14 protein-coding genes, 2 tRNA genes and 1 other RNA gene are annotated in these 22,777 nt (G+C 60.6%); 8 read left to right on the top strand and 9 right to left on the bottom strand.

Going from position 1 to position 22,777, the window contains the following annotated elements; translation table 11 throughout:
• The first annotated feature begins 9 nt into the window (after window positions 1–9).
• The 5 genes from WFO70_RS03845 (at window position 10) to WFO70_RS03825 (ending at window position 1,893) form a co-directional block, all read left to right on the top strand.
• On the top strand, window positions 10–468 hold the full coding sequence (locus tag WFO70_RS03845) for a YchJ family protein (protein ID WP_337014734.1): 459 nt from the start codon (window positions 10–12) through the stop codon (window positions 466–468).
• Window positions 469–514: 46 nt separating this feature from the next.
• The gene (gene purU, locus WFO70_RS03840; protein ID WP_142489837.1) at window positions 515–1,357 is read left to right on the top strand and encodes a formyltetrahydrofolate deformylase; all 843 of its coding nucleotides are present in this window, start codon (window positions 515–517) and stop codon (window positions 1,355–1,357) included.
• A 156-nt stretch (window positions 1,358–1,513) separates the two neighbouring features.
• Window positions 1,514–1,598: transfer RNA gene (locus WFO70_RS03835), tRNA-Tyr, on the top strand.
• Window positions 1,599–1,641: 43 nt separating this feature from the next.
• Window positions 1,642–1,773: non-coding RNA, RtT sRNA (locus WFO70_RS03830), on the top strand.
• A gap of 35 nt (window positions 1,774–1,808) precedes the next feature.
• Window positions 1,809–1,893 (top strand) — tRNA-Tyr (locus WFO70_RS03825).
• 160 nt (window positions 1,894–2,053) lie between these two features.
• Here the strand turns inward: WFO70_RS03825 and WFO70_RS03820 are convergent.
• A complete protein-coding gene (locus WFO70_RS03820) occupies window positions 2,054–2,497 on the bottom strand; it encodes an Lrp/AsnC family transcriptional regulator (RefSeq protein ID WP_337014733.1) in 444 nt (147 codons plus the stop codon).
• Window positions 2,498–2,604: 107 nt separating this feature from the next.
• On the opposite strand from WFO70_RS03820, the gene WFO70_RS03815 reads away from it, so the two are divergent.
• Window positions 2,605–3,501, top strand: coding sequence for a DMT family transporter (locus WFO70_RS03815; RefSeq protein WP_337016591.1), 897 nt, complete (start codon window positions 2,605–2,607; stop codon window positions 3,499–3,501).
• On the opposite strand, the gene narI is transcribed toward WFO70_RS03815, so the two are convergent.
• From narI to WFO70_RS03790, 5 genes are all read right to left on the bottom strand, one after another.
• Window positions 3,498–4,175 (bottom strand): respiratory nitrate reductase subunit gamma, encoded by a 678-nt coding sequence (gene narI / locus WFO70_RS03810; RefSeq protein ID WP_337014732.1) that lies wholly within the window; start codon window positions 4,173–4,175, stop codon window positions 3,498–3,500. The genes WFO70_RS03815 and narI overlap by 4 nt on opposite strands.
• The gene (gene narJ / locus WFO70_RS03805; RefSeq protein WP_337014731.1) at window positions 4,175–4,885 is read right to left on the bottom strand and encodes a nitrate reductase molybdenum cofactor assembly chaperone; all 711 of its coding nucleotides are present in this window, start codon (window positions 4,883–4,885) and stop codon (window positions 4,175–4,177) included. The genes narI and narJ overlap by 1 nt, the downstream gene beginning before the upstream one ends.
• Window positions 4,882–6,417 carry a nitrate reductase subunit beta gene (narH, locus tag WFO70_RS03800; protein ID WP_337014730.1) on the bottom strand — a complete coding sequence of 512 codons (1,536 nt, stop codon included), beginning with the start codon at window positions 6,415–6,417 and terminating at the stop codon, window positions 4,882–4,884. The genes narJ and narH overlap by 4 nt, the downstream gene beginning before the upstream one ends.
• Window positions 6,414–10,157, bottom strand: a complete 3,744-nt coding sequence (locus WFO70_RS03795) for a nitrate reductase subunit alpha (protein ID WP_337014729.1) — start codon at window positions 10,155–10,157, stop codon at window positions 6,414–6,416. Before WFO70_RS03795 ends, narH begins: the two co-directional genes overlap by 4 nt.
• 380 nt (window positions 10,158–10,537) lie before the next feature.
• Complete coding sequence (locus WFO70_RS03790; protein WP_337014728.1) at window positions 10,538–11,932, bottom strand: NarK family nitrate/nitrite MFS transporter; 1,395 nt, start codon at window positions 11,930–11,932, stop codon at window positions 10,538–10,540.
• Between the two features lie 309 nt (window positions 11,933–12,241).
• Between WFO70_RS03790 and narX the strand changes: the two genes are divergently transcribed.
• Both narX and narL read left to right on the top strand, forming a co-directional pair.
• Entirely contained in the window at window positions 12,242–14,038 is a 1,797-nt protein-coding gene (narX, locus tag WFO70_RS03785; RefSeq protein WP_337014727.1) for a nitrate/nitrite two-component system sensor histidine kinase NarX, read from the top strand.
• Window positions 14,031–14,681, top strand: a complete 651-nt coding sequence (narL, locus tag WFO70_RS03780; RefSeq protein ID WP_039030700.1) for a two-component system response regulator NarL — start codon at window positions 14,031–14,033, stop codon at window positions 14,679–14,681. Before narX ends, narL begins: the two co-directional genes overlap by 8 nt.
• A 2-nt stretch (window positions 14,682–14,683) precedes the next feature.
• Here narL and WFO70_RS03775 read toward each other — a convergent pair whose 3' ends face one another.
• From WFO70_RS03775 to nirB, 3 genes are all read right to left on the bottom strand, one after another.
• The gene (locus WFO70_RS03775; protein ID WP_337014726.1) at window positions 14,684–16,087 is read right to left on the bottom strand and encodes a YchO/YchP family invasin; all 1,404 of its coding nucleotides are present in this window, start codon (window positions 16,085–16,087) and stop codon (window positions 14,684–14,686) included.
• 194 nt (window positions 16,088–16,281) lie between these two features.
• Window positions 16,282–18,792: a nitrate reductase gene (locus WFO70_RS03770; protein WP_337014725.1), complete on the bottom strand. Its 2,511-nt coding sequence runs from the start codon at window positions 18,790–18,792 to the stop codon at window positions 16,282–16,284.
• Complete coding sequence (nirB, locus tag WFO70_RS03765) at window positions 18,789–22,769, bottom strand: nitrite reductase large subunit NirB (protein WP_337014724.1); 3,981 nt, start codon at window positions 22,767–22,769, stop codon at window positions 18,789–18,791. The genes WFO70_RS03770 and nirB overlap by 4 nt, the downstream gene beginning before the upstream one ends.
• Between the last annotated feature and the right edge of the window lie 8 nt (window positions 22,770–22,777).

Here is a 22,777-nt window from a genome sequence, read left to right as displayed (position 1 = left end):
AAGAGAATCGTGTCTCAACTCTGTCCCTGCGGTAGCGCTCTCGAGTATAGCCTATGTTGCCTGCGATATCTTACTGGAGAACAGGTTGCACCGGACCCGGCCTCACTTATGCGGTCCCGATACACCGCTTTTGTGATGCGGGACGCAGACTACCTGATTAAGACCTGGCATCCGTCGTGTCAGGCTGCTGATTTTCGTCAGGAGATCGAGGCCGGATTTGCGAACACGCAATGGGCCGGGCTGACCCAGTACGAAACTGCAGCAGGCAAAGATGAGAACGAAGGGTTCGTCAGTTTTGTTGCCCGCTTTACCGAGCAGGGGAAAACGGGTGCCATCATCGAACGCTCGCGTTTCTTAAAGGAAGGGGGACGGTGGTACTATATTGACGGTACACGTCCGCAGTTCGGTCGTAATGACCCCTGCCCCTGTGGTTCAGGTAAAAAATTTAAAAAGTGTTGCGGGCAATAAGGCCTGACAACACCGTTTTAGCAAACTCGCAAAGGATTTTCCGGCAATGCAATCAACACAACGCAAAGTGCTGCGCACCATTTGTCCCGACCAGAAAGGGCTGATCGCCCGTATTACCAACATTTGCTACAAGCATGAACTGAACATCGTGCAGAACAACGAGTTTGTTGATCACCGTACCGGTCGCTTCTTTATGCGTACAGAGCTGGAAGGGATTTTCAACGACGTGACGCTGCTGGCCGATCTGGACGGTGCGCTGCCGGAAGGATCCGTCCGCGAGCTGACCCCTGCCGGTCGTCGCCGGGTCGTAATTCTGGTCACCAAAGAGGCGCACTGCCTGGGCGACCTGCTGATGAAAGCCAACTACGGCGGCCTGGATGTGGAGATCGCCGCGGTCATTGGCAACCACGAGACGCTGCGCACCCTGGTTGAACGTTTTGATATTCCGTTTGAGCTGGTCAGTCATGAAGGCCATACCCGCGAAGAGCATGACAATTTAATGGCGCAGGCCATCGAAGCGCACAATCCGGATTACGTGGTGCTGGCGAAATACATGCGCGTCCTGACGCCATCTTTCGTTGCCCGCTTCCCGAATAAGATTATCAACATTCACCACTCGTTCCTGCCGGCCTTTATTGGTGCGCGTCCGTATCATCAGGCGTACGAGCGCGGCGTGAAGATCATCGGGGCAACTGCGCACTACGTGAATGACAATCTGGACGAAGGTCCGATCATCATGCAGGACGTGATTCATGTGGATCACACCTACACGGCGGAAGATATGATGCGTGCCGGACGCGACGTCGAGAAGAATGTGTTAAGCCGGGCGCTGTATCAGGTACTGGCGCAGCGGGTATTCGTTTACGGCAACCGAACCATTATTCTTTAATCCTTTATAAAATGAATCGATTAGCTTTGCGTCTTTATGCGTAAAAATCAGGCAAACGATTCAATTTAGCAAAGGAAGGCTTTACAGGGGCGCGTCATTTGATATGATGCGCCCCGCTTCCCGCAAGGAAGCAGGCCAGTAAAAGCATTACCCCGTGGTGGGGTTCCCGAGCGGCCAAAGGGAGCAGACTGTAAATCTGCCGTCATCGACTTCGAAGGTTCGAATCCTTCCCCCACCACCATTATTCACCACAGCGATGTGGTAATACCGATAAGATGTCGTGAAGTTTGCACTTATCGGGAAGGGTGAGAACCTTCGATTAAGGTTCGGGTCGAGCGAAAGCGAGACAACGTTGCCAAAGGCAACGGCCCGCAGGGTGAGGAGCGAAGCGACGAATAATCCTTCCCCCACCACCATCTTCAAGCTTTACCTCAAAATGTGAATTACCCCTGGTGGGGTTCCCGAGCGGCCAAAGGGAGCAGACTGTAAATCTGCCGTCATCGACTTCGAAGGTTCGAATCCTTCCCCCACCACCATCTCTTCTTAGTAAAAAATCAATTCCAGATAAAGACAAATCCCTCCGATTCCGCGCACTTGTTTTCCCCGGTGGCGCTGCGCTAACCGGGGCTACAAAACGACAAAACCGCGCCACATTTGTAGGCCGGGTAAGGCATCGCCGCCACCCGGCAAAAAACGCTACAACGGTGGCAACCGACGCGTCACCGGTGAACTCTTCACAATCGACGTATTGCACTGGGCGTGTTCCGCCAGCCCGTCCAGCAACACATCCAACTGCTCTATCGAGCGCACCACCAGCCGGATAACAAAACAATCCTCGCCGGTCACTTTGTCGCTCTCGATGCACTCGGGCATCGCCTGGATATATTTATCCACCTTATGCAATAACCCCGGCAACGGCCGCACGCGCACCAGGGCCTGCAGGCTATAGCCTAACGCTGCCAGGTTTATCCGTGCGCCATACCCCTGAATCACACCGCGCTCTTCCAGCCTTTTCAGGCGCTCTGCCGTGCTGGGTGACGTAAGTCCCACCCGACCGCTCAAAACCTTCAGCGACATGCGTGCATCCTCCACCAGACAGGCCACAATCGCACGGTCGATCTCATCGATAAGGTAATTCATCACCTTCACCTAATTTATAAAAGCCATTTACCCCTCCTACCTTAATTCAGCGCTGTAAAACCGGACACTTTTTTTCAACAATAAGGCCATTAATCAGGAGGTGTATGATGCGTGACATTCAACAGGGCGTCTGGCAAATGAGCCTGGCGATGCTGATATCCGGTTCTATCGGCGCGTTTGTTTTGCTCTCGGGCTTACCGGTAACGGAAGTGGTGTTCTGGCGCTGTCTGATCGGTGCCCTGGCGCTGTTTGTTTTTATTCGTTTCAGTAAACAGCCTTTCAGCCCGTTAACCAAAGTCACGCTGGGCCTCGCCGTTCTCGGCGGCGTCGCGCTGGTGGTGAACTGGCTGCTGCTGTTTGCCGCCTTTGAGCGTATCTCTATCGGCCTGTCGACGGTGGTCTATAACACCCAGCCCTTTATGCTGGTGCTGATGGGCATGCTGCTGGGCGAGCGAGTGAGCCTGGTGAAATGGGGCTGGTTATTCATCGCCTTTGGCGGCGTGGTGATTCTGCTCTCCAGCGAGCTGACCGGCGGGCATGAAACAGGATGGCTGGCGGGAATCGGCCTGGCGCTGGGCGCGGCTTTCTTCTATGCCCTCACCGCCATCATCACCCGGAAGTTAAAAACAATCGCGCCGCAGCATATCGCCTTTATTCAGGTCCTGACCGGCGTGGTGATGCTTCTGCCACTGGCGCATCTGCCCGCTTTATCAGGTGATTTCCCGTGGGTGATTTTATTGACGCTGGGCATTGTTCACACCGGGATCATGTATCAGCTACTGTACAGCGCCATTCAGAAGCTCCCTACCCCCATCATCGGCTCGCTGTCTTTTATCTATCCGGTGGTGGCGCTAATTGTCGATAATCTGGTGTTTGGCCACGCCCTGAATCTCACTCAGCTGGCGGGCGGGGCGTTGATTCTGCTGGCAGCGGCGGGCAACAACCTCGGCTGGGGCGAAAAAAAACCCCGCCAGAGCGGGGTTACGATTAAAACAGCGGATTAGCGACGGGCGCGAACAATCTGATATCTGCGCGTCAGGTACTCCACCGGCGCGCTCCAGATATGCACCAGACGGGAGAACGGGAACAGCAGGAACAGGGTCATACCCAGCACCAGGTGCACGCGGAAGACAAAGGCCACGCCGTCCAGATGCTCAGACGCCCCGCCGTGGAAAGTGACAACCGACTGCGCCCACCCCACCAGCTTCAGCATTTCGCTGCCGTCCATGTGTTGCGCGGAGAACGGAATAGTCAGCAGACCCAGCGCACACTGCACCATCAGCAGGGAGAGGATCAGAATATCCGCCCCGGTGGTGGTGGCCCGCACGCGCGGGCTGAACAGGCGACGCTTAAGCAGCAGCAGGCCGCCCACCAGGGTCATCACGCCGCAGGCACCGCCGGCAATCATCGCCATCTTCTGCTTCACGTCCATCGGCAGGAAGGATTCATACATCCAGTGCGGGGTCAGCATTCCGAGGAAGTGACCGGCAAAGATCCCCAGAATCCCGATGTGGAATAGGTTCGAGGCCAGGTTCATCCCTTTGCGATCCAGCATCTGGCTGGAGGCGGCGCGCCAGCTGTACTGGCCGTAGTCATAACGCAGCCAGCTACCAATCAGAAAGACCGAACCCGCAATATACGGATAGATATCGAAGAAGAACATATTCAGGAAGTGCATTATTGCTGTCCTCCGTTAGAGATATTCAAATATTGCGGGGCCACGGCACCGGCAAAACGACGCTGGTGAGCCGAGATTTCCGACTCGCCGCAGCTCTGGTCAGCAAAGAACTTCACCTGCTCTTCTTCCCAGACGGCATCCAGCGCTTGCGGGGTATCATCCCGGGCTTCATCGGCGATTTTCTCCGCCACTTTTTCACTGTCGACCGACGCGTTGGCCAGCTTCACCAGCAGATCGAACAGCACCGCGTAGCGGCTCTCGCGCTGCTGCAGACGTGCGCCGAGCAGCGCCAGGATCGGCGCGATGTCATGCAGACCACCCAGCGCCTCCTCTTTCGGCAACTGCGCCAGATATTCCAGGTACAGCGGCAGGTGATCCGGCAGCTCGCGGCTGTCGAGCTGCATGCCGTGCTGCTCATACTGCGCCATCAGGTCAACCATCGCCTGACCACGATCGCGGGATTCGCCGTGAACGTGTTCAAACAGCAGCAGCGAGGTGGCGCGACCGCGGTCAAACAGCTGGCTGTAGTCCGCCTGCGCATCCAGAAGATCGCGCGCTAACAGGTCGCGGAGGAAAATGCCCAGCCGCTGGGCATCCTCTTTATCCAGGTTTTCCGATGACGCGAGTGCATCAAAGAGTTCCTGTTGATGCTGCACAAGGGCAGCATCCGGGTACTCGAGCAGACGCGAAACAATGACGAGTTCAATCATGAGTGCGGCTCCGTTTTACTGGTCACATCCATGGCGTCGATGCGGCGGCTGTTGAACAGGTTGAATTTGCTGTCTGAGCCGTGGCAACCGTCGCCGAAGGTAAAGCCACACCCGCTTTTCTCCGGGAAGGCTTCACGCGCCAGCTCACGGTGGCTGCTCGGTACCACGAAACGGTCTTCGTAGTTTGCAATCGCCAGGTAGCGGTACATCTCCTGCGCCTGGGCTTCGGTCAGACCAACCTCTTCCAACGCGCGGGTATCGGTCACGCCGTCCACGGTTTCGGCACGTTTGAAGTGGCGCATCGCCAGCATACGTTTCAGCGCCAGCAGTACCGGCTGGGTATCGCCTGCGGTCAGCAGGTTTGCCAGGTACTGAACCGGGATACGCAGGCTTTCCACGTCCGGCAGAATGCCGTTGCTGCCCAGCTCGCCCGCATCCGCGGCTGACTGAATCGGTGACAGAGGCGGCACGTACCAGACCATCGGCAGGGTGCGGTATTCCGGGTGCAGCGGCAGGGCCAGCTTCCAGTCCATCGCCATTTTGTACACCGGAGACTGCTGCGCGGCGTCAATGACGCTCTGCGGAATGCCGTCCTTCAGCGCCTGAGCGATCACTTTCGGATCGTTCGGATCGAGGAACACGTCCAGCTGACGCTGATAGAGATCTTTCTCGTGCTCGGTGCTCGCGGCGTTTTCAATCGCGTCCGCGTCGTACAGCAGCACGCCGAGGTAGCGGATACGGCCTACGCAGCTCTCGGAGCAGACGGTCGGCATACCGGCTTCAATACGCGGATAGCAGAAGATGCACTTCTCAGACTTGCCGCTCTTCCAGTTGAAGTAGATCTTTTTGTACGGGCAACCGGTGATGCACATCCTCCAGCCGCGGCACTTGTCCTGGTCGATCAGGACGATACCGTCCTCTTCACGCTTGTAGATGGCACCGCTCGGGCAGGTCGCCACACATGCCGGGTTGAGGCAGTGCTCGCACAGACGCGGCAGATACATCATGAAGGTGTTTTCGAACTGGCCGTACATCGCCTTCTGCATGTTCTCGAAGTTCTGGTCTTTGGCGCGTTTTTCGAACTCGCCGCCCAGAATCTCTTCCCAGTTTGGCCCGCTGGTGATCTTGTCCATCCGCTGACCGGTGATCAGCGAGCGAGGACGGGCAATCGGCTGGTGTTTGCTCTCCGGCGCGTTGTGCAGGTTCTGGTAGTCAAAATCAAACGGCTCGTAGTAATCGTCGATGCCCGGCAGATGCGGGTTAGCGAAGATTTTACCCAGCAGCAGCGCTTTGTTACCCATGCGCGGCCCCAGCTTGCCGTTGATTTTACGGATCCAGCCGCCCTTCCACTTCTCCTGGTTTTCCCAGTCGGTCGGGAAGCCGGTGCCCGGCTTGCTTTCCACGTTGTTGAACCAGGCGTACTCAATACCTTCGCGGCTGGTCCAGACGTTTTTACAGGTGACCGAGCAGGTATGACAGCCGATGCATTTATCCAGATTCAGCACCATGCCGACTTGTGAACGAATTTTCATTTTACGCTCTCCTGTACCTGGTCATTACCTTCGCCGTCTAACCAGTTAATATTCTTCATCTTACGTACCACCACGAACTCATCGCGGTTCGATCCTACGGTGCCGTAGTAGTTAAAGCCGTAGGCCAGCTGGGCATAACCGCCGATCATATGGGTCGGCTTCGGCGTAATACGGGTCACGGAGTTGTGGATCCCGCCGCGCTGCTCGGTGATCTCTGAACCCGGCAGGTTAACGATACGTTCCTGCGCGTGGTACATCATGGTCATCCCGGCCGGGACACGCTGGCTCACCACCGCTCGCGCCGTCAGGGCACCGTTGCTGTTGAACACTTCGATCCAGTCGTTATCTTCAATACCCAGATCTTTAGCGTCCGTTTCGCTCATCCAGACAATCGGGCCACCGCGCGACAGGGTCAGCATCAGCAGGTTGTCGCTGTAGGTGGAGTGGATCCCCCACTTCTGGTGCGGCGTCAGGAAGTTCAGCGCCTTCTCCGGATTGCCGTTGGATTTCTTGCCCATCACGGCTTTCACCGAGCGAGTGTCGATTGGTGGACGGTACACCAGCAGGCTCTCACCGAAGTCGCGCATCCACTGGTGATCCTGATACAGCGACTGACGGCCGGACAGGGTGCGCCATGGGATCAGCTCGTGCACGTTGGTATAGCCGGCGTTATAGGACACGTGCTCATCTTCGAGGCCAGACCAGGTCGGGCTGGAGATGATTTTGCGCGGCTGGGCCTGAATATCGCGGAAGCGGATCTTTTCGTCTTCTTTGTTTAAGGCCAGATGCGTATGGTCGCGCCCGGTAAACTCACTCAGCGCCGCCCAGGCTTTCACCGACACCTGGCCGTTGGTTTCCGGCGCCAGGGTCAGGATCATCTCTGCCGCATCAATCGCCGTGTTCAGCATTGGCTGGCCTTTGGCCGGGCCGTCCGCTTTGGTGTAGTTAAGCTTGCGCAGCAGATCCATTTCGGTCTGGGTGTTCCAGCCGATGCCCTTCCCGCCGTTACCGATTTTCTCCATCAGCGGGCCGATAGAGGTAAAGCGCTCGTAGGTTGCCGGGTAGTCACGTTCCACCGGAATAATGTGCGGCGCGGTCACGCCCGGGATCAGGTCGCATTCGCCTTTTTTCCAGTCCTTCACGTCCAGCGGCTGCGCCAGTTCGGCAGCGGAGTCGTGCTGAATAGGCAGCGTCACCACGTCGGTCTCTTTGCCGAGGTGTCCCACGCAGACTTCAGAGAATTTCTTCGCGATGTCCTTGTAGATATCCCAGTCGCTTTTCGATTCCCACGCCGGGTCAACGGCCGCAGACAGCGGATGAATAAACGGATGCATATCCGAGGTATTCATGTCGTCTTTTTCATACCAGGTCGCGGTTGGCAGCACGATGTCGGAGTACAGGCAGGTGCTGGACAGACGGAAGTCGAGGGTCACCACCAGATCCAGCTTGCCGTCGAGACCGTTGTCTTTCCACTCCACCTCTTCCGGCTTCACGCCGCCCTGCTTGCCGAGATCTTTACCCTGGATACCGTTTTCGGTACCGAGCAGGTATTTCAGCATGTACTCGTGGCCTTTACCGGACGAGCCCAGCAGGTTGGAACGCCAGATAAACAGGTTGCGCGGATGGTTTTTACCGTTTTCCGGCTGTTCTGCCGCGAAACGGATTGAGCCGTCTTTGAGGGATTTAACGGTGTAATCCACCGGGGACATGCCCGCCTTCTTCGCCTCTTCCGCGATGCGCAGCGGGTTGGTGCCCAGCTGAGGTGCAGACGGCAGCCAGCCCATGCGCTCTGCGCGCACGTTGAAGTCAATCAGATGACCGCTATAGCGGGATTTATCCGCCATCGGGGAGAGCAGTTCCTGGGCAGTCACTGTCTCATAGCGCCACTGGCTGGAGTGGTTATAGAAGTAGGAGGTGCTGTTCATGTGGCGCGCAGGGCGCTGCCAGTCGAGGGCGAACGCCAGCGGCTGCCAGCCGGTCTGCGGACGCAGTTTTTCCTGGCCCACGTAGTGTGCCCAGCCACCGCCGCTCTGACCAACGCAGCCGCAGAAGATCAGCATGTTGATCAGGCCACGGTAGTTCATATCCAGGTGATACCAGTGGTTCAGACCGGCACCCACAATGATCATCGACCGGCCGTGAGTCTTATCCGCGTTATCAGCAAATTCACGTGCGGTACGGATGATGTGCGCCCGCGGTACGCCGGTGATCTGCTCAGCCCAGGCCGGGGTGTAGGCTTTTACGTCGTCATAGCTGGTGGCACAGTTTTCATCGTTCAGACCGCGCTCCAGACCGTAGTTCGCCAGGGTCAGGTCGTAAACGGTAGTCACCAGCGCGGTGGAGCCGTCGGCCAGCTGCAGGCGTTTCGCCGGCAGTTTGTGCATCAGGACGTTCTGCAGTTCAACCTTGTTGAAGTGCTCAGAACCTTCGCCGCCAAAGTACGGGAAGCCGACATCGGCGATCTCGTCCTGGCTGCCCAGCATGCTCAGGCGCAGCTCGGCCTCAGCGCCGGTGGTGCCATCACGCTGCTCGAGGTTCCACTTGCCCTTCTCGCCCCAGCGGAAGCCAATGGAGCCGTTCGGCGCAATCATGTCGCCATTGCTGTTGTAGGCAACGGTTTTCCACTCAGGATTGTTTTCCTGACCCAGGGCATCCACCAGATCGGCGGCACGCAGCATACGGCCCGCGGCGTAGTAGCCGTCACGCTCTTCCAGCATCACCAGCATCGGCATGTCGGTGTATTTGCGTACGTAGTCGGTGAAGTACTGGCTTGGTTTATCGAGGTGGAACTCACGCAGCATGACGTGGCCCATCGCCAGCGCCATCGCCGCATCGGTACCCTGTTTCGGTGCCAGCCACAGATCGCACAGCTTGGCGATTTCGGCGTAGTCCGGGGTGACCGCTACGGTTTTGGTGCCTTTGTAACGCACTTCGGTAAAGAAGTGGGCGTCCGGGGTACGGGTCTGCGGAACGTTAGAGCCCCAGGCGATAATGTAGCTGGAGTTGTACCAGTCAGCCGATTCCGGCACGTCGGTCTGCTCGCCCCAGGTCTGCGGGGAGGCAGGCGGCAGGTCGCAGTACCAGTCGTAGAAGCTCAGGCAGGTCCCGCCGATCAGCGACAGGTAGCGTGCGCCGGAAGCATAGGAGACCATCGACATCGCCGGGATCGGCGAGAAGCCCGCCACGCGGTCCGGGCCATAGGTTTTGACGGTATAGACGTTAGAGGCGGCAATCAGCTCGTTCACTTCCTGCCAGGAGGAGCGGACGAAGCCGCCGCGACCGCGGGCCTGCTTGAAGCTTTTGGCTTTGTCGGCGTCTTCGATAATAGAGGCCCAGGCTTCAACCGGATCGCTGTGCTGTACTTTCGCTTCGCGCCACATTTTCATCAGGCGTTTACGCATCAGCGGATATTTCAGGCGGTTAGCGCTGTAGAGATACCAGGAGTAGCTGGCGCCACGCGGGCAGCCACGCGGTTCGTGGTTCGGCATATCCGGACGGGTGCGCGGGTAGTCAGTCTGCTGCATTTCCCAGGTCACCAGACCGTTTTTCACGAAAATCTTCCAGCTACATGAGCCGGTGCAGTTTACGCCGTGGGTGGAACGGACGACTTTGTCATGCTGCCAGCGCTGACGGTATCCGTCTTCCCAGTCCCGGTTGGTCTCCAGAACCTGGCCGTGCCCATCGGCAAAAGTTTCACCCTTCTGTTTGAAGTAGCGAAACCGGTCCAAAAATTTGCTCATCGGGTATCTCCTGTGTGGAGCCTGTGGCTCTCTAAATCGACATTGCTGATTTGCAGCGAAGGTAACGCCATGAAAGATGGTGGGAATTGATAACGATCAAGAGGAACAGGGGATGTTAAGGGTGGCTAATACGTCACTACCCCTAAAGCGGTACAAGACGTATCATTTCAATATATTGTTTTATATGGATATTTTTAAATTATCGTACAAAAGAGTGTGGGGAAGAGACGCAGAGGGGTATTAAGGGGTAGAGCCTCCTGTTTAGCGATGGCGATCGCAGTGTCCAGGCGGCGACGGGGCCATCGTGAAGAGTATGTTGTAACTAAATACCGGGCAAAAAAAGCGCGGCACCGGGCCGCGCAAACGGATAATCAACTTACTTATTTTTTATTAGAATTCCGTCCGTATACCAGCCAGGTGACAAACACGCAGGCGATATAGAAAACAAGGAACACTTTCATGGCTCCCGCCGGTGAGCCGGTCAGGTCCAGAGAGATACCGAACGCTTTCGGGATAAAGAATCCGCCAATTGCGCCAATTGCAGAGATGAAGCCCAGCGCGGCGGCGGTGTCGGTGGCCGCTTCACGCATCGCCTGCTCTTCGCTTCCGCCCTGCGCTTTGACGCGATCCATCGTCAGCTTACGGAAGATCACCGAGATCATCTGGAAGGTCGAGGCGCTACCCAGCCCGGCGGTCAGGAACAGCACCATAAACACTGCGAAGAAGGCACCAAAGTTGCCGCCCACGCCGTTAACCGGCAGGGTCATAAACAGCAGGGCGCAGAAGATCGCCATTACCACAAAGTTCACCAGCGTGACGCGGGTCCCGCCCAGGCGGTCAGAGATCATCCCCCCGGTGGAGCGCGCCAGGGCACCAATGAACGGGCCGAAGAAGGCATAATGCAGGATCTGCACGTCCGGGAACTGGGTTTTCGACAGCATCGCAAACCCGGCGGAGAAGCCGATAAAGGAGCCGAAGGTTGCCAGATAGAGCAGCGCCATGATCCACAGATGGGCACGCTTGAGCACCGGGAGCTGTTCGCTCAGGGAGGCTTTCGACGCCGCCAGGTCGTTCATGCCGAACCATGCGGCCAGGGTTAAGACCACCAGGAACGGCACCCAGATCCAGGCCGCGTTCTGCAGGAACAGGTACGAGCCATCGGCCTGCTCAACGCCTGCACCGCCAAAGGCGGCAAAGATGGAGACCGAGATCGCCAGCGGCGCAATCAGCTGCATCACGCTGACGCCCATGTTGCCCAGACCGCCGTTGATCCCCAGTGCCCCGCCCTGCTTCTGTTTCGGGAAGAAGAAGCTGATGTTCGCCATGCTGGAGGCAAAGTTCGCCCCCGCAAAGCCGCACAGCAGAGAGATAATGACAAAGACGCTGAACGGCGTGGAGGTATCCTGCACCGCAAAGCCCAGCCACACACACGGGATAATCATGATCCCGGTACTGAACGCCGTCCAGCGGCGACCGCCGAACAGCGGCACCATAAAGGCATAAGGCACACGCAGCAGCGCTCCGGAGAGTGCCGGCAGCGCCGTTAACATAAACAGCTGGTCGGTGGTAAATTTGAAGCCCACTTTTGGCAGGTTGACGGCGACGGCGCTGAACAACATCCAGACGCAGAACGCCAGCAGCAGACAGGGAACGGAGATCCATAGATTACGACTGGCTATACGTTGGCCGCGCTGTTGCCAGAACGCCGGATCTTCCGGACGCCACTCCGTAATAACCGGGCCGGAATCCCTTTCGGGGGTAGTTGAGTGACTCATAGACACCTCTGATTCTTAAAAGATGCTACAAAGATCAGGGTTTTAAGCAGACAGGAAGTTGATATAAATCAAGGGGAAGGCGGGCAAATTCCGCGGGCAAAAGTTGCCATACTCCCTGATGAGTAGCTAAATTCTCTAAAAAAGGTGTGGTTTTTCACTGTGCTGCTACGCCCCGTCTACCCCCTCCTCCCATTCATCCGACATATGGCAATTAGGAGGTAATCCTTTTGGGGTATGGGTATACTCCAGGGTATGCCTGAGAATGGAGCCCTTGCCGAGTTCAGGCATTGTCAGGAGCCAGACTGCCCTATGTTTAAACGCTGTTTTTCACCGCTAACGCTGGTTAACCAACTGGTGCTGATTGTCATGCTGTCTACCGCCATCGGGGTGACGGGAATGGCAATTTCCGGCTGGCTGGTGCAGGGCGTTCAGGGCAGCGCCCACGCGATTAATAAAGCCGGCTCGCTGCGTATGCAGAGCTATCGTCTGCTGGCGGCGATCCCGCTGGAAGCCAAAGATGAGGCGTTGCTCGACGAAATGAACGCCACGGCGTTCAGCCCGGTGCTGCAGAGCGCGGCACAGCGCGATCATCAGCAGGCGCAGCTAAAAGCCCTGCAGGATTACTGGCAAAACCAGCTGGCACCGGGGCTGCGTAAGGCGCAAAACCCTGACGCGGTCGCCAGTGATATCTCCGGTTTCGTCACCCGCATCGATAATCTGGTCACCGCCTTTGACAGTAGCACCGAACAACGTATTGAGCGGGTGGTGGTGCTGCAACAGTTGATGGCGGTATTTATGGCGCTGCTGCTGGTCTTCACCATCCTGTGGCTACGCGCCAGGCTGCTCCACCCCTGGCGGCAACTGCTGGCGATGGCCCGCGCCGTGTCCCAACGTGATTTTAGCCAACGCACGCATATCAACGGCCGCAATGAGATGGCGATGCTCGGCGAAGCGCTGAACACCATGTCCGGCGAGCTGGCCGAAAGCTATGCGGTGCTGGAGCAGCGGGTGCGGGAGAAAACCGCCGGGCTGGAGCAGAAAAACGAGATCCTCTCCTTCCTCTGGCAGGCCAACCGCCGCCTGCACTCCCAGGTGCCGCTGTGCGAGCGGCTCTCGCCGGTGCTTAACGGTTTGCAGAATCTGACCCTGCTGCACGATATCGAGCTGCGGGTGTATGACCAGGAAGATGAAGATAATCACCAGGAATTTACCTGTCAGTCAGATATGAGCTGCGATGAGATCGGCTGCCACCTCTGTCCACGCGGCCTGCCGCCGCTGACCACCAGCGGCACGACCCTGAAATGGCGGCTGGCGGATAATCTGACGCAATACGGCATTTTACTGGCCACTCTGCCCGCCGGACGCCACCTGAGCCACGATCAGCAGCAGCTGGTCGATACCCTTGTCGAGCAGTTGACCGCCACCCTGGCGCTCGACCGCCATCAGGAAAAACAGCAGCAGCTGATTGTGATGGAAGAGCGCGCCACCATTGCCCGGGAGCTGCATGACTCCATCGCCCAGTCGCTCTCCTGCATGAAGATGCAGGTCAGCTGTCTGCAGATGCAGGACGCCGACCTGCCCGAGAGCCACAAGCAGCTGCTGAGCCAGATCCGCAACGAGCTGAACACCTCCTGGGTGCAGCTGCGCGAGCTGCTGACCACCTTCCGTTTGCAGCTCACCGAGCCCGGCCTGCGTCCGGCGCTGGAGGCCAGCTGCCAGGAGTTCAGCGCCCGGCTCGGCTTTACCGTAACCCTGGACTACCAGCTGCCGCCGCGGTTCGTGCCCTCGCACCAGGCCATCCATCTGCTGCAGATTGCCCGCGAAGCGTTGAGCAACGCGCTGAAACATTCCGGGGCGACGGCGGTCTCGCTCACCGTCACCCAGCACGATAACCAGGTCAAACTGGTAGTGCGCGACAACGGCTGCGGGCTACCGGCCAACGCCGAAAGAAGTAACCACTATGGTCTGATTATTATGCGCGACCGCGCACAAAGTCTGCGTGGAGATTGCCAGGTTCGCCCAGGCGAATCAGGCGGAACGGACGTCATCGTCACCTTTATTCCCGAAAAGCCTCTTTTCACTGCCCAAGGAGAACACCATGTCTAATCAGGAGCCAGCCACAATCCTGCTGATCGACGACCATCCGATGCTGCGCACCGGCGTAAAACAACTTATCAGCATGGCCTCGGATATCACCGTGGTGGGCGAAGCCAGCAACGGCGAACAGGGCATTGAGCTGGCCGAGGCGCTCGATCCCGATCTGATCCTGCTCGACCTGAATATGCCCGGCATGAACGGCCTCGAGACCCTCGATAAGCTGCGCGAGAAATCGCTCTCCGGGCGCGTGGTGGTGTTCAGCGTCTCCAACCATGAAGAGGATGTCGTTACCGCCCTGAAACGCGGCGCGGATGGCTACCTGCTGAAAGACATGGAGCCGGAAGAGCTGCTGAAATCCCTGCAACAGGCGGCGGCCGGTGACATGGTGCTGAGCGAAGCCCTCACCCCGGTGCTGGCGGCCAGCCTGCGGGCCAACCGCGCCACCTCCGACCGCGACGTCAGCCAGCTGACCCCGCGCGAGCGCGACATCCTCAAGCTGATTGCCCAGGGCCTGCCGAACAAGATGATCGCCCGTCGTCTGGACATCACCGAGAGCACGGTCAAAGTGCATGTGAAACATATGCTGAAGAAGATGAAGCTGAAATCCCGCGTAGAAGCCGCGGTGTGGGTGCATCAGGAACGCATTTTCTGAGTTTACTCGTCCGGCAGCAACGCCCAGCGCGGATCCTCTTCCGGCAGGGCCAGTAGCGGCTGCGTCAGCGCCAGCGTGATCTCATTGGAAGAGACGCGCTGCCCGGCTTTATCTTCCACCACCACCGACAGCTTCCAGCGGTTGCTCGCCCCCTCGCGGTTATCCCACGCCGGCAGAATAATGCTCCAGCCATCGCTGTCACTGGCCTGCGCCGGTGAGGTCAGACTCAGCGCCTGGGTATCGCCCTGCCAGTGCAGCGTCTTCACCCCGTGACGGCTGCGAATATCCAGTTTCAGGACCACCGTCTCACCCGGCTTAAGATCCCACGGCGGCGTTGCCAGCCACACCGACAGGGTCTTGCGCTGGCGGAACTCCAGCACCGGCAGGCTCTCGCGTTCCGGCGGATCGTAGCGACTGCCCCGCAGGGAGCGGCTGTCCATCACTTCGCTGGCGGAGAGCTGTTTTTTCAGCGGCACCCCGAAGCGGTAGTTGAGCTTGAGGCCGAGGTTATTCTGGCTCACCCCGCTCTCTCCCTGCTTGTGCGCGGCGGAGAAGGTCACCAGCGGTACCGGGGTGTAATCGAGCCCCAGATTGACCGCCAGCGGGTTGCGATAGCCGGTCCCGGTGTGAAACAGATCGACGTTGTCGCCGTAGTACTGCTCGAAGCTGACGCTGGTATTGAGATGATGCCAGAACGGCAGCCAGGCTTTGGCGGTGACGTCGTAGCCGCGCGCCATGCGCTGTTCTTCGACCGCCGAGCTGTCGCGCCAGCTGGCAAAGGGCTGATAGTAGTTGGCCGACAGGCGCAGGTATTCGCCCCAGGCTTCGGCCCCCAGCCCGGCGCGCTGCAGGTTTTCATCCAGCAGATTGTCGTAAAAGGTGTTGTAGCCCAGCAGCCATTTGCCCGCCACCCAGCGCTGGCCGATGCCCGCGTTACTGACCAGGCCGTCCTCCTGCTGGGTCAGCCCGAGCTGGCTCCAGGTCAGATAGCGATTGTTATCCTGCCAGGGGATAAACCAGTTACCCTTGCTGCCGGTGAATCGCCCTTCGTCGTCGACCAGCAGATCGACGCTGGCGTTGCCCCAGGGGGAGAGCCACGACTCGATGTGCTGATTAACCTCCTGGCTGACCGCGTCCCGCACCTGGCTCAGGGCAAACTGCCGGGCCTGCTCCTCGGTGGTGAGGCCGTTGTCGGTCATGCTGGCTTCACCGAAGGCTTTCGCCATCTCCGCCAGATGCTTTTCACCCTCCCCCGTCGGGGTCGCCATGCCTAAGTCCGGCAGGCTGTCGCCGTTATTGTCGAAGGGGTTTTGCGCCTGCTGGATAAAGGAATTCGGGGCGCTATGAACGGCTCCGGGGGTACAGAGGAGGAGGAACAGCCAGCGAATGCGGGGAGAAACAACCATCACCGTCGTGAAAGGGCGCCTGTGTTGAATGAAAACAGAGTTAACACCTTAGCCTGATTGAGGAAAAATTTCAGCCCTAAGGGAAATTTCAGGAATAACCTGAAATAGGGTGCCTGATTGCCGGGTGGCGCTGCGCTTACCCGACCTGGGGTCCGTGCCTTCCCAGGCCTGATAAGCGCAGCGCCATCAGGCGTTTACACCCGCACCGAAAGCATCTCCTTCAGCTCCGGGACGCAGGAGCCGCAGTTAGTCCCGCAGCGCAGTTTCGCCCCCAGCGCCGCCGCCGAGTCGCACCCTTCCGCTATCGCCCCACGGATGGCGTTTTCGCCGACGCTGAAACAGCTGCAAATGATGCGCCCGGGCTCCACACGCTCGCCAGGACTCTGCCCGTTGAGCAACGCGTGACGTTCGGCCAGCTGCGTCGGCGCGGTGCGAAACGCCTCTTCGATAACCCCATGCGCCAGCGTCGGCAACCCGGTGCCCTGCCAGAACCCCAGCATCAATGCCCCGTCATGCCAGGCCAGGACGCTGCTTCGCTCGTCGGTTTGCGCGATTTGCAGCTGCCAGCCCTGCCCGGCGCAGTGCGCCATCAACCACTCCATCAGCGGCTTGTCTCCCGCCAGGGTCAGGCGCAACGCCCCGGCGGTTGCCTTGCGCCACCAGTGCACGTGCGTCGGCAGGCTCAGCGCCTCCCGGCTGTACAGCTCCCCCTGCCACGCCGGCTGCCACGGCATCAGCCGCACCGCGGTTTGCTTGCTCTCCGGCTGGCCGGAATCGGGATCGCAGCGCCCCGCCACCAGGGCATTCACCTTGCCCTGACGCGAAAAGCAGCTGTTCCAGTGCATCGGGACAAACAGCTCCCCGGCGCGCTGCCCGTCGTTAATTCGTGCCCGGGCCACCATCACCCCGCGCGGGGCGCTGATGCGCGCCAGCTGTCCGTCCTGTACCCCCAGCCGGGCGGCGTCCTGCCGGGAGATCTCCACCGTCGGCTCGGCGCAGTGCTGCATCAGGCGCGGGACATAGCCGGTGCGGGTCATGGTGTGCCACTGGTCGCGCAGTCGGCCGCTGTTGAGCAGAAAGGGATAGAGCAGATCCACCGTTGCGCCGTGCGACTGCGGGATGACCGGCACCTGCCGGGCGCGGGTTAATGCCTCGCGGTTAATCGGCCACTGCCAGGGCGTCAGGGCGTCCCACTCCGCGCGGGTCAGCTGCGACAATGCCGCAAGATTCAATTGCCGCTCGCCGTGGTTCTCAAACGCCGTCAGCGCGGCGTGCTCGGCAAAGATGGCGTGGGGATGATCCCAGGCGAAGGCTGCGCCGTGGCCCAGCCGCTCCGCCATACGGGCGATGATCCACCAGTCGGGTTTCGCCTCGCCGGGCGCGGGCAGAAAGGCGCGCTGGCGCGAGATGCGGCGTTCGGAGTTGGTGACGGTGCCCTCTTTCTCCCCCCAGCCGAGCGCCGGAAAGCGGATGTGGGCGAAGCGGCTGGTGTCGGTGTCGCGCATCACCTCCGAGACCATCACCAGCGGACAGGCGGCCAGGGCCTGACAGACCGCATGGCTGTCCGGGAGCGACACCGCCGGGTTGGTGCCCATGATCCACACCGCCTTTACCGCGCCGCGGGCAATGGCGTCGAACAGCTCCACCGCCATCAGCCCCGGCGTTTGCGCCAGCCGCTCCGTCCCCCAGAAGCGCGCCACCCGGCTGAGATCGTCCGGGGTAAAGTTCATGTGCGCCGCCAGCTGATTCGCCAGCCCGCCCACCTCGCGCCCGCCCATCGCATTGGGCTGACCGGTCAGCGAAAAGGGCCCGCAGCCTTCGCGACCGATTTTGCCGCTCGCCAGGTGGACGTTGATAATGGCAGTGCATTTGTCGCTGCCGCTGGTGGACTGGTTGATCCCCATGGTGTAGAGCGTCACCGCCCGCGGGGCGGCGTTAAACCAGGCATAAAAGGTGGCAATCTCGTCGGGCGGCAGGCCGCAGAACGCCGCCACCCGCTCCAGCGGCCAGTCGCTGGCCTGCGCAGGGTCGATAGCGTTCAGCAGGCCGACAAACAGCCCGGCATCGCTGCCCGGCGTCAGGGCCAGATGCAGATCGGCAATATCGCAGGTCGCGGTGCGTCTGGGGTCGATCACCACCACCTTCATCGCCGGGTTAGCGGCGCGGGCCTGCACCAGCCGCTGATAGAGCACCGGATGGGTCCAGGCGGCATTGGAGCCCACCAGCACCACGAGGTCGGTCTGCTCCACGTCTTCGTAGCTGCACGGAACGATGTCCTCCCCGAATGCGCGCTTGTAGCCCACCACCGCCGAGGACATGCAGAGCCGGGAGTTGGTGTCGATATTGGCGGCGCCGATAAAGCCCTTCATCAGCTTGTTGGCGGCGTAGTAGTCCTCGGTCAGCAGCTGGCCGGAGACATAAAAGGCCACCGCCTGCGGCCCGTAGGTATCGACGATCTCCCGCAGGCGCGCCCCCGCCGTGTCCAGCGCCAGCGCCCAGCTCACCGGCTGGTCGTCCACCTCCGGCTGCAGCAGGCGGCCCGCCAGGCCGGTGGTCTCCCCTAATGCCGAACCTTTGACGCACAGCCGCCCGAAGTTGGCCGGATGGTTGTCGTCGCCGCGCACGCTCACCTCGCCGTTTTCGACGCGGGCGATCACCCCGCAGCCGACGCCGCAGTAAGGACAGGTGGTTTGGGTTTCACTCATGAGGCCTCCGCACGCATCACCAGCTCCTCGCTGCCCACCAGCACCCGGTCGCCGTCAAGCTTCACCGGCCAGGCGCGGACCGCCACTTCGCCGGTGTCGACCTGCCGCCCATCGCGCAGGCGGATCCGCGTTTTGTACAGCGGGGAGATCACCACCGGCTCGCCGCCCGCATCGCCGAGGATGCCGCGGGAGAGCACGCTGGCGCTGCCGCCCGGCTCCCGGTCTTCGAGGGCATAGACCGATTTGCCAAAGCGGAACAGCGCAATATGCTGCTCGCCCAGACGGGCACCGATCCCGGCCTCCTCGGGGATCTCCTCCAGGTTACAGACCGCCTGCCAGCGTTTCGATGCCACCGGCGCGGCGTCGAGGGTGCGGAACTGCGCCAGCCGGCCAGGATCCTGCAGGGTGGTCTGCCATTCGCACTGATAGCTGTCCACCACCCGCTGCATCTCCTGCTCCAGCTCGTCGGCAATGCCGAGGCTGTCGTCGATGATCACCTCCCGCAGGTACTCCAGCCCGCCCTCGAGATTGTCCCGCCAGGTGCTGGTGCGCTGCAGGCGATCGGCGGTGCGGATGTAGAACATCAGGAAGCGATCGACGTAGCGCAGGAGCGTGGCGTCATCGAGATCGCTGGCAAAGAGATCCGCGTGGCGCGGCTTCATGCCGCCGTTGCCGCACAGGTAGAGGTTCCAGCCCTTGTCGGTGGCGATCACCCCCACGTCCTTGCTCTGGGCTTCGGCGCACTCGCGGGTACAACCCGACACCGCCATCTTGATTTTGTGCGGGGCGCGCAGCCCCTTGTAGCGGTTCTCCAGCACCACTGCCAGCCCGGTGGAGTCCTGCACGCCGTAGCGGCACCAGGTTGAGCCGACGCAGGATTTCACCGTGCGCAGGGATTTGCCGTAGGCGTGGCCGGTTTCAAACCCGGCGTCGATCAGCTGCTGCCAGATCTCCGGAAGCTGCTCCAGCCGGGCACCAAACAGGTCGATGCGCTGCCCGCCGGTGATTTTGCTGTACAGCTGGTAGCGTTTGGCGATCTGGCCGATGGCGATCAGCCCGTCGGCAGTCACCTCTCCGGCGGCCATGCGCGGCACAATCGAGTAGGTGCCGTCTTTCTGGATGTTGGCAAAGTAGCGGTCGTTGGTATCCTGCAGCGGCAGATGGGCTGGTTTCAGCAGGTATTCGTTCCAGCAGGAGGCCAGCACCGAGCCCACCAGCGGCTTACAGATTTCGCATCCGTGGCCCTGACCGTAGCGGTTGATAAGCTGCTCAAAGGTGTGGATGCGGTTGACGCGCACCAGGTGGTAGATCTCCTGACGCGAATACGCGAAGTGCTCGCAGATGTCCTTTTTCACCTCCACGCCCTGGGCCGCCAGCTGGAACTCCATCACCTGCTTCACCAGCGCGCTGCACCCGCCGCAGCCGGTAGCCGCTTTGGTGCACTGTTTAACCGCCCCGATGTCGGTAGCGCCGTTGCTCACCGCCTGGCAGATATCGCCTTTGCTGACGTTGTGGCAGGAGCAGATCTGCGCGCTCTCGGGCAGGGCCGCCACGCCCAGCGCTTTCGGGGCGCTACCTGCCACCGCGGGCAGGATCAGGGTCTCGGGATCTTTTGGCAGATGGATGTCGTTGAGCATCATCTGCACCAGGGTGGCATATTCGCTGGCATCCCCCACCAGCACCCCGCCGAGCAGGGTTTTGTTGTCGGCGCTAACCACGATCTTCTTGTAGATCTGCTGCGGGCCGTGGGTCCACTGGTAGCTCTGCGCCCCCGGGGTGCGGGCGTGCGCATCGCCAAACGAGGCCACGTCCACGCCGAGCAGCTTGAGTTTGGTGCTCATGTCTGCCCCGGTGAAGGCGTTCGCCTCCCCGGCCAGCGCGGCGCTCGCCACCCGCGCCATCTGATAGCCGGGGGCTACCAGGCCGTAGATTTTGCCTTCCCAGAGGGCGCACTCCCCGATGGCGAAGATGTCCTCGTCGGAGGTGCGACACTGGTTGTCGATGGCGATCCCGCCCCGCTCGCCCAGCGCCAGGCCGCAGCCCCGGGCCAGCGCATCCTGCGGGCGGATCCCGGCAGAGAAGACCACCATGTCGGTCGCCAGCTCGCTGCCGTCGGCGAAGCGCAGGATCTTGCCCGCGCCGGTGTCGGCAATCTCAGTCGTGGCTTTGCTGGTATGCACCCCCACCCCGAGGGCTTCGATTTTGCGCCGCAGCATGGCCGCCCCGTCGTTATCCAGCTGTACCGCCATCAGGTTCGGGGCGAACTCCACCACGTGGGTCTCCAGCCCGAGCTGTTTCAGGGCGTTCGCCGCCTCCAGCCCCAGCAGGCCGCCGCCGATCACCACGCCGGTGCGGGATCCTCTGGCGTGGGCGGCAATCTGGTCCAGATCGTCAAGGGTGCGATAGACAAAGCAGCCCGGCAGCTCACGCCCCGGCACCGGGGGCACAAAGGGGTACGACCCGGTAGCCAGCACCAGCTTATCCCAGTGGGTTTCATGCCCGCTGGCGGTGCGCACCACTTTCGCATCGCGATCGATGGCGACAATCTGCTGCGACAGGCGCAGCTCAATGCCGTGATCGGCAAAGAAATCCCCGGTCACCATCGACAGCGAATCGGCGCTGCGTCCGGCAAAGTATTCCGAGAGATGGACGCGGTCGTAGGCGGCATAGCGCTCTTCCCCGAAGACCACAATCTGGTATTGCTGATGCAAACCGCGGTTCACGCAGTCTTCAAGAAAATGGTGGCCGACCATACCGTGCCCAACCACAATCAGAGTAGGTTTTGTCATCGCGTTTTGTCCTGCAACCTGCGGCTGCGTAGTGAATCGATCGAACAGCCAGTCCGCCTGGGCGGGTGCTGACGTCGTCAGTAAATCGGTAAGGGTGGCCGCGCTGCGACACTCCCCCATCAGCAGTACGCCTGCCAGCGTGCCGTTGCGAACCAGTAGGCGGCGGTAGTGGCGGGTGAGCGGATCCCAGCTGGTCCATTCCGTATCATCCGGTTGCGCAGTGACCTCTCCGAGGCTGAACAGCTCCACGCCGGTCACCTTCAGGCGCATGCCGTTTTGCATCGGGGTAAAGGGGGTGACGTTTGCTCCGGCCAGACGGGCGGCGAGGATCTCCGCCTGGGCCAGGCATGGAGCCACCAGCCCCCAGGTCTGGCCGTTAATTTCACAGCACTCGCCGATGGCGCTGATGCCCTCCAGGGCGGTGCGCATCTGGCCATCCACCCGGATGCCGCGCCCGCAGGGCACGCCGCTGGCCTGAGCGAGGGCGATGTTTGGCGTCACGCCCGTTGCCAGCACCACCCGCGTGGCGGCCAGCGTGCGGCCGTTACTGAGGGTGATGCGGTCGGCAGCAATCGCCGTCAGGCCGCCGTTCAGCTCGCAGCCAATGCCCCGCTCCGCCAGCGCCTGCTCCAGCAACAGCCCGGCCTGCTGGTCCAGCTGCTGCTCCATCAGCCAGGGGCCACGATGGACTAACGTGACGTTGTCACCGTGACGTTGTAACGCCGCAGCGGCTTCCACGCCGAGCACCCCGCCCCCCAGCACCACCGCCGGGCCGGGGGTAGCCAGAATGGCGTTGACGTCATCGAGGGTGCGGAAGGTAAAGACGTGGGGCAGACCCACGCCGGGGATCGGCGGCACGAAGGGCTGGGATCCGGTGGCAAACACCAGCTCATCCCACCCCATCAGACGTTTATCGGTGCGCAACATCCGCGCGTCGCACTCCACCGCCAGCACCCGTTCGCCGCTCAGCACCGTCACGCCGCGCGCACGGTACCAGGCCTCATCATGGAGCTGCGTGGCGGCGGCCTGTTTCTCGCCGCCGAGCACCGGGGAGAGCTGAATACGGTTGTAGGCCGGTGCCTGCTCATCACCTATGACGGTGATGACAAAGCGCCCGGGAGCGCGGTCGGTCAACGACTCAATCAGCCGCGTTGCCGCCATACCGTTTCCAATGATGACCAGGCGCATAGGGCTAC

Source organism: Leclercia sp. AS011, assembly GCF_037152535.1.
Classification (GTDB): domain Bacteria; phylum Pseudomonadota; class Gammaproteobacteria; order Enterobacterales; family Enterobacteriaceae; genus Enterobacter.
Note: the sequence above shows the minus strand (reverse complement) of the source record. Positions and strands in the feature narration are given on the sequence as shown.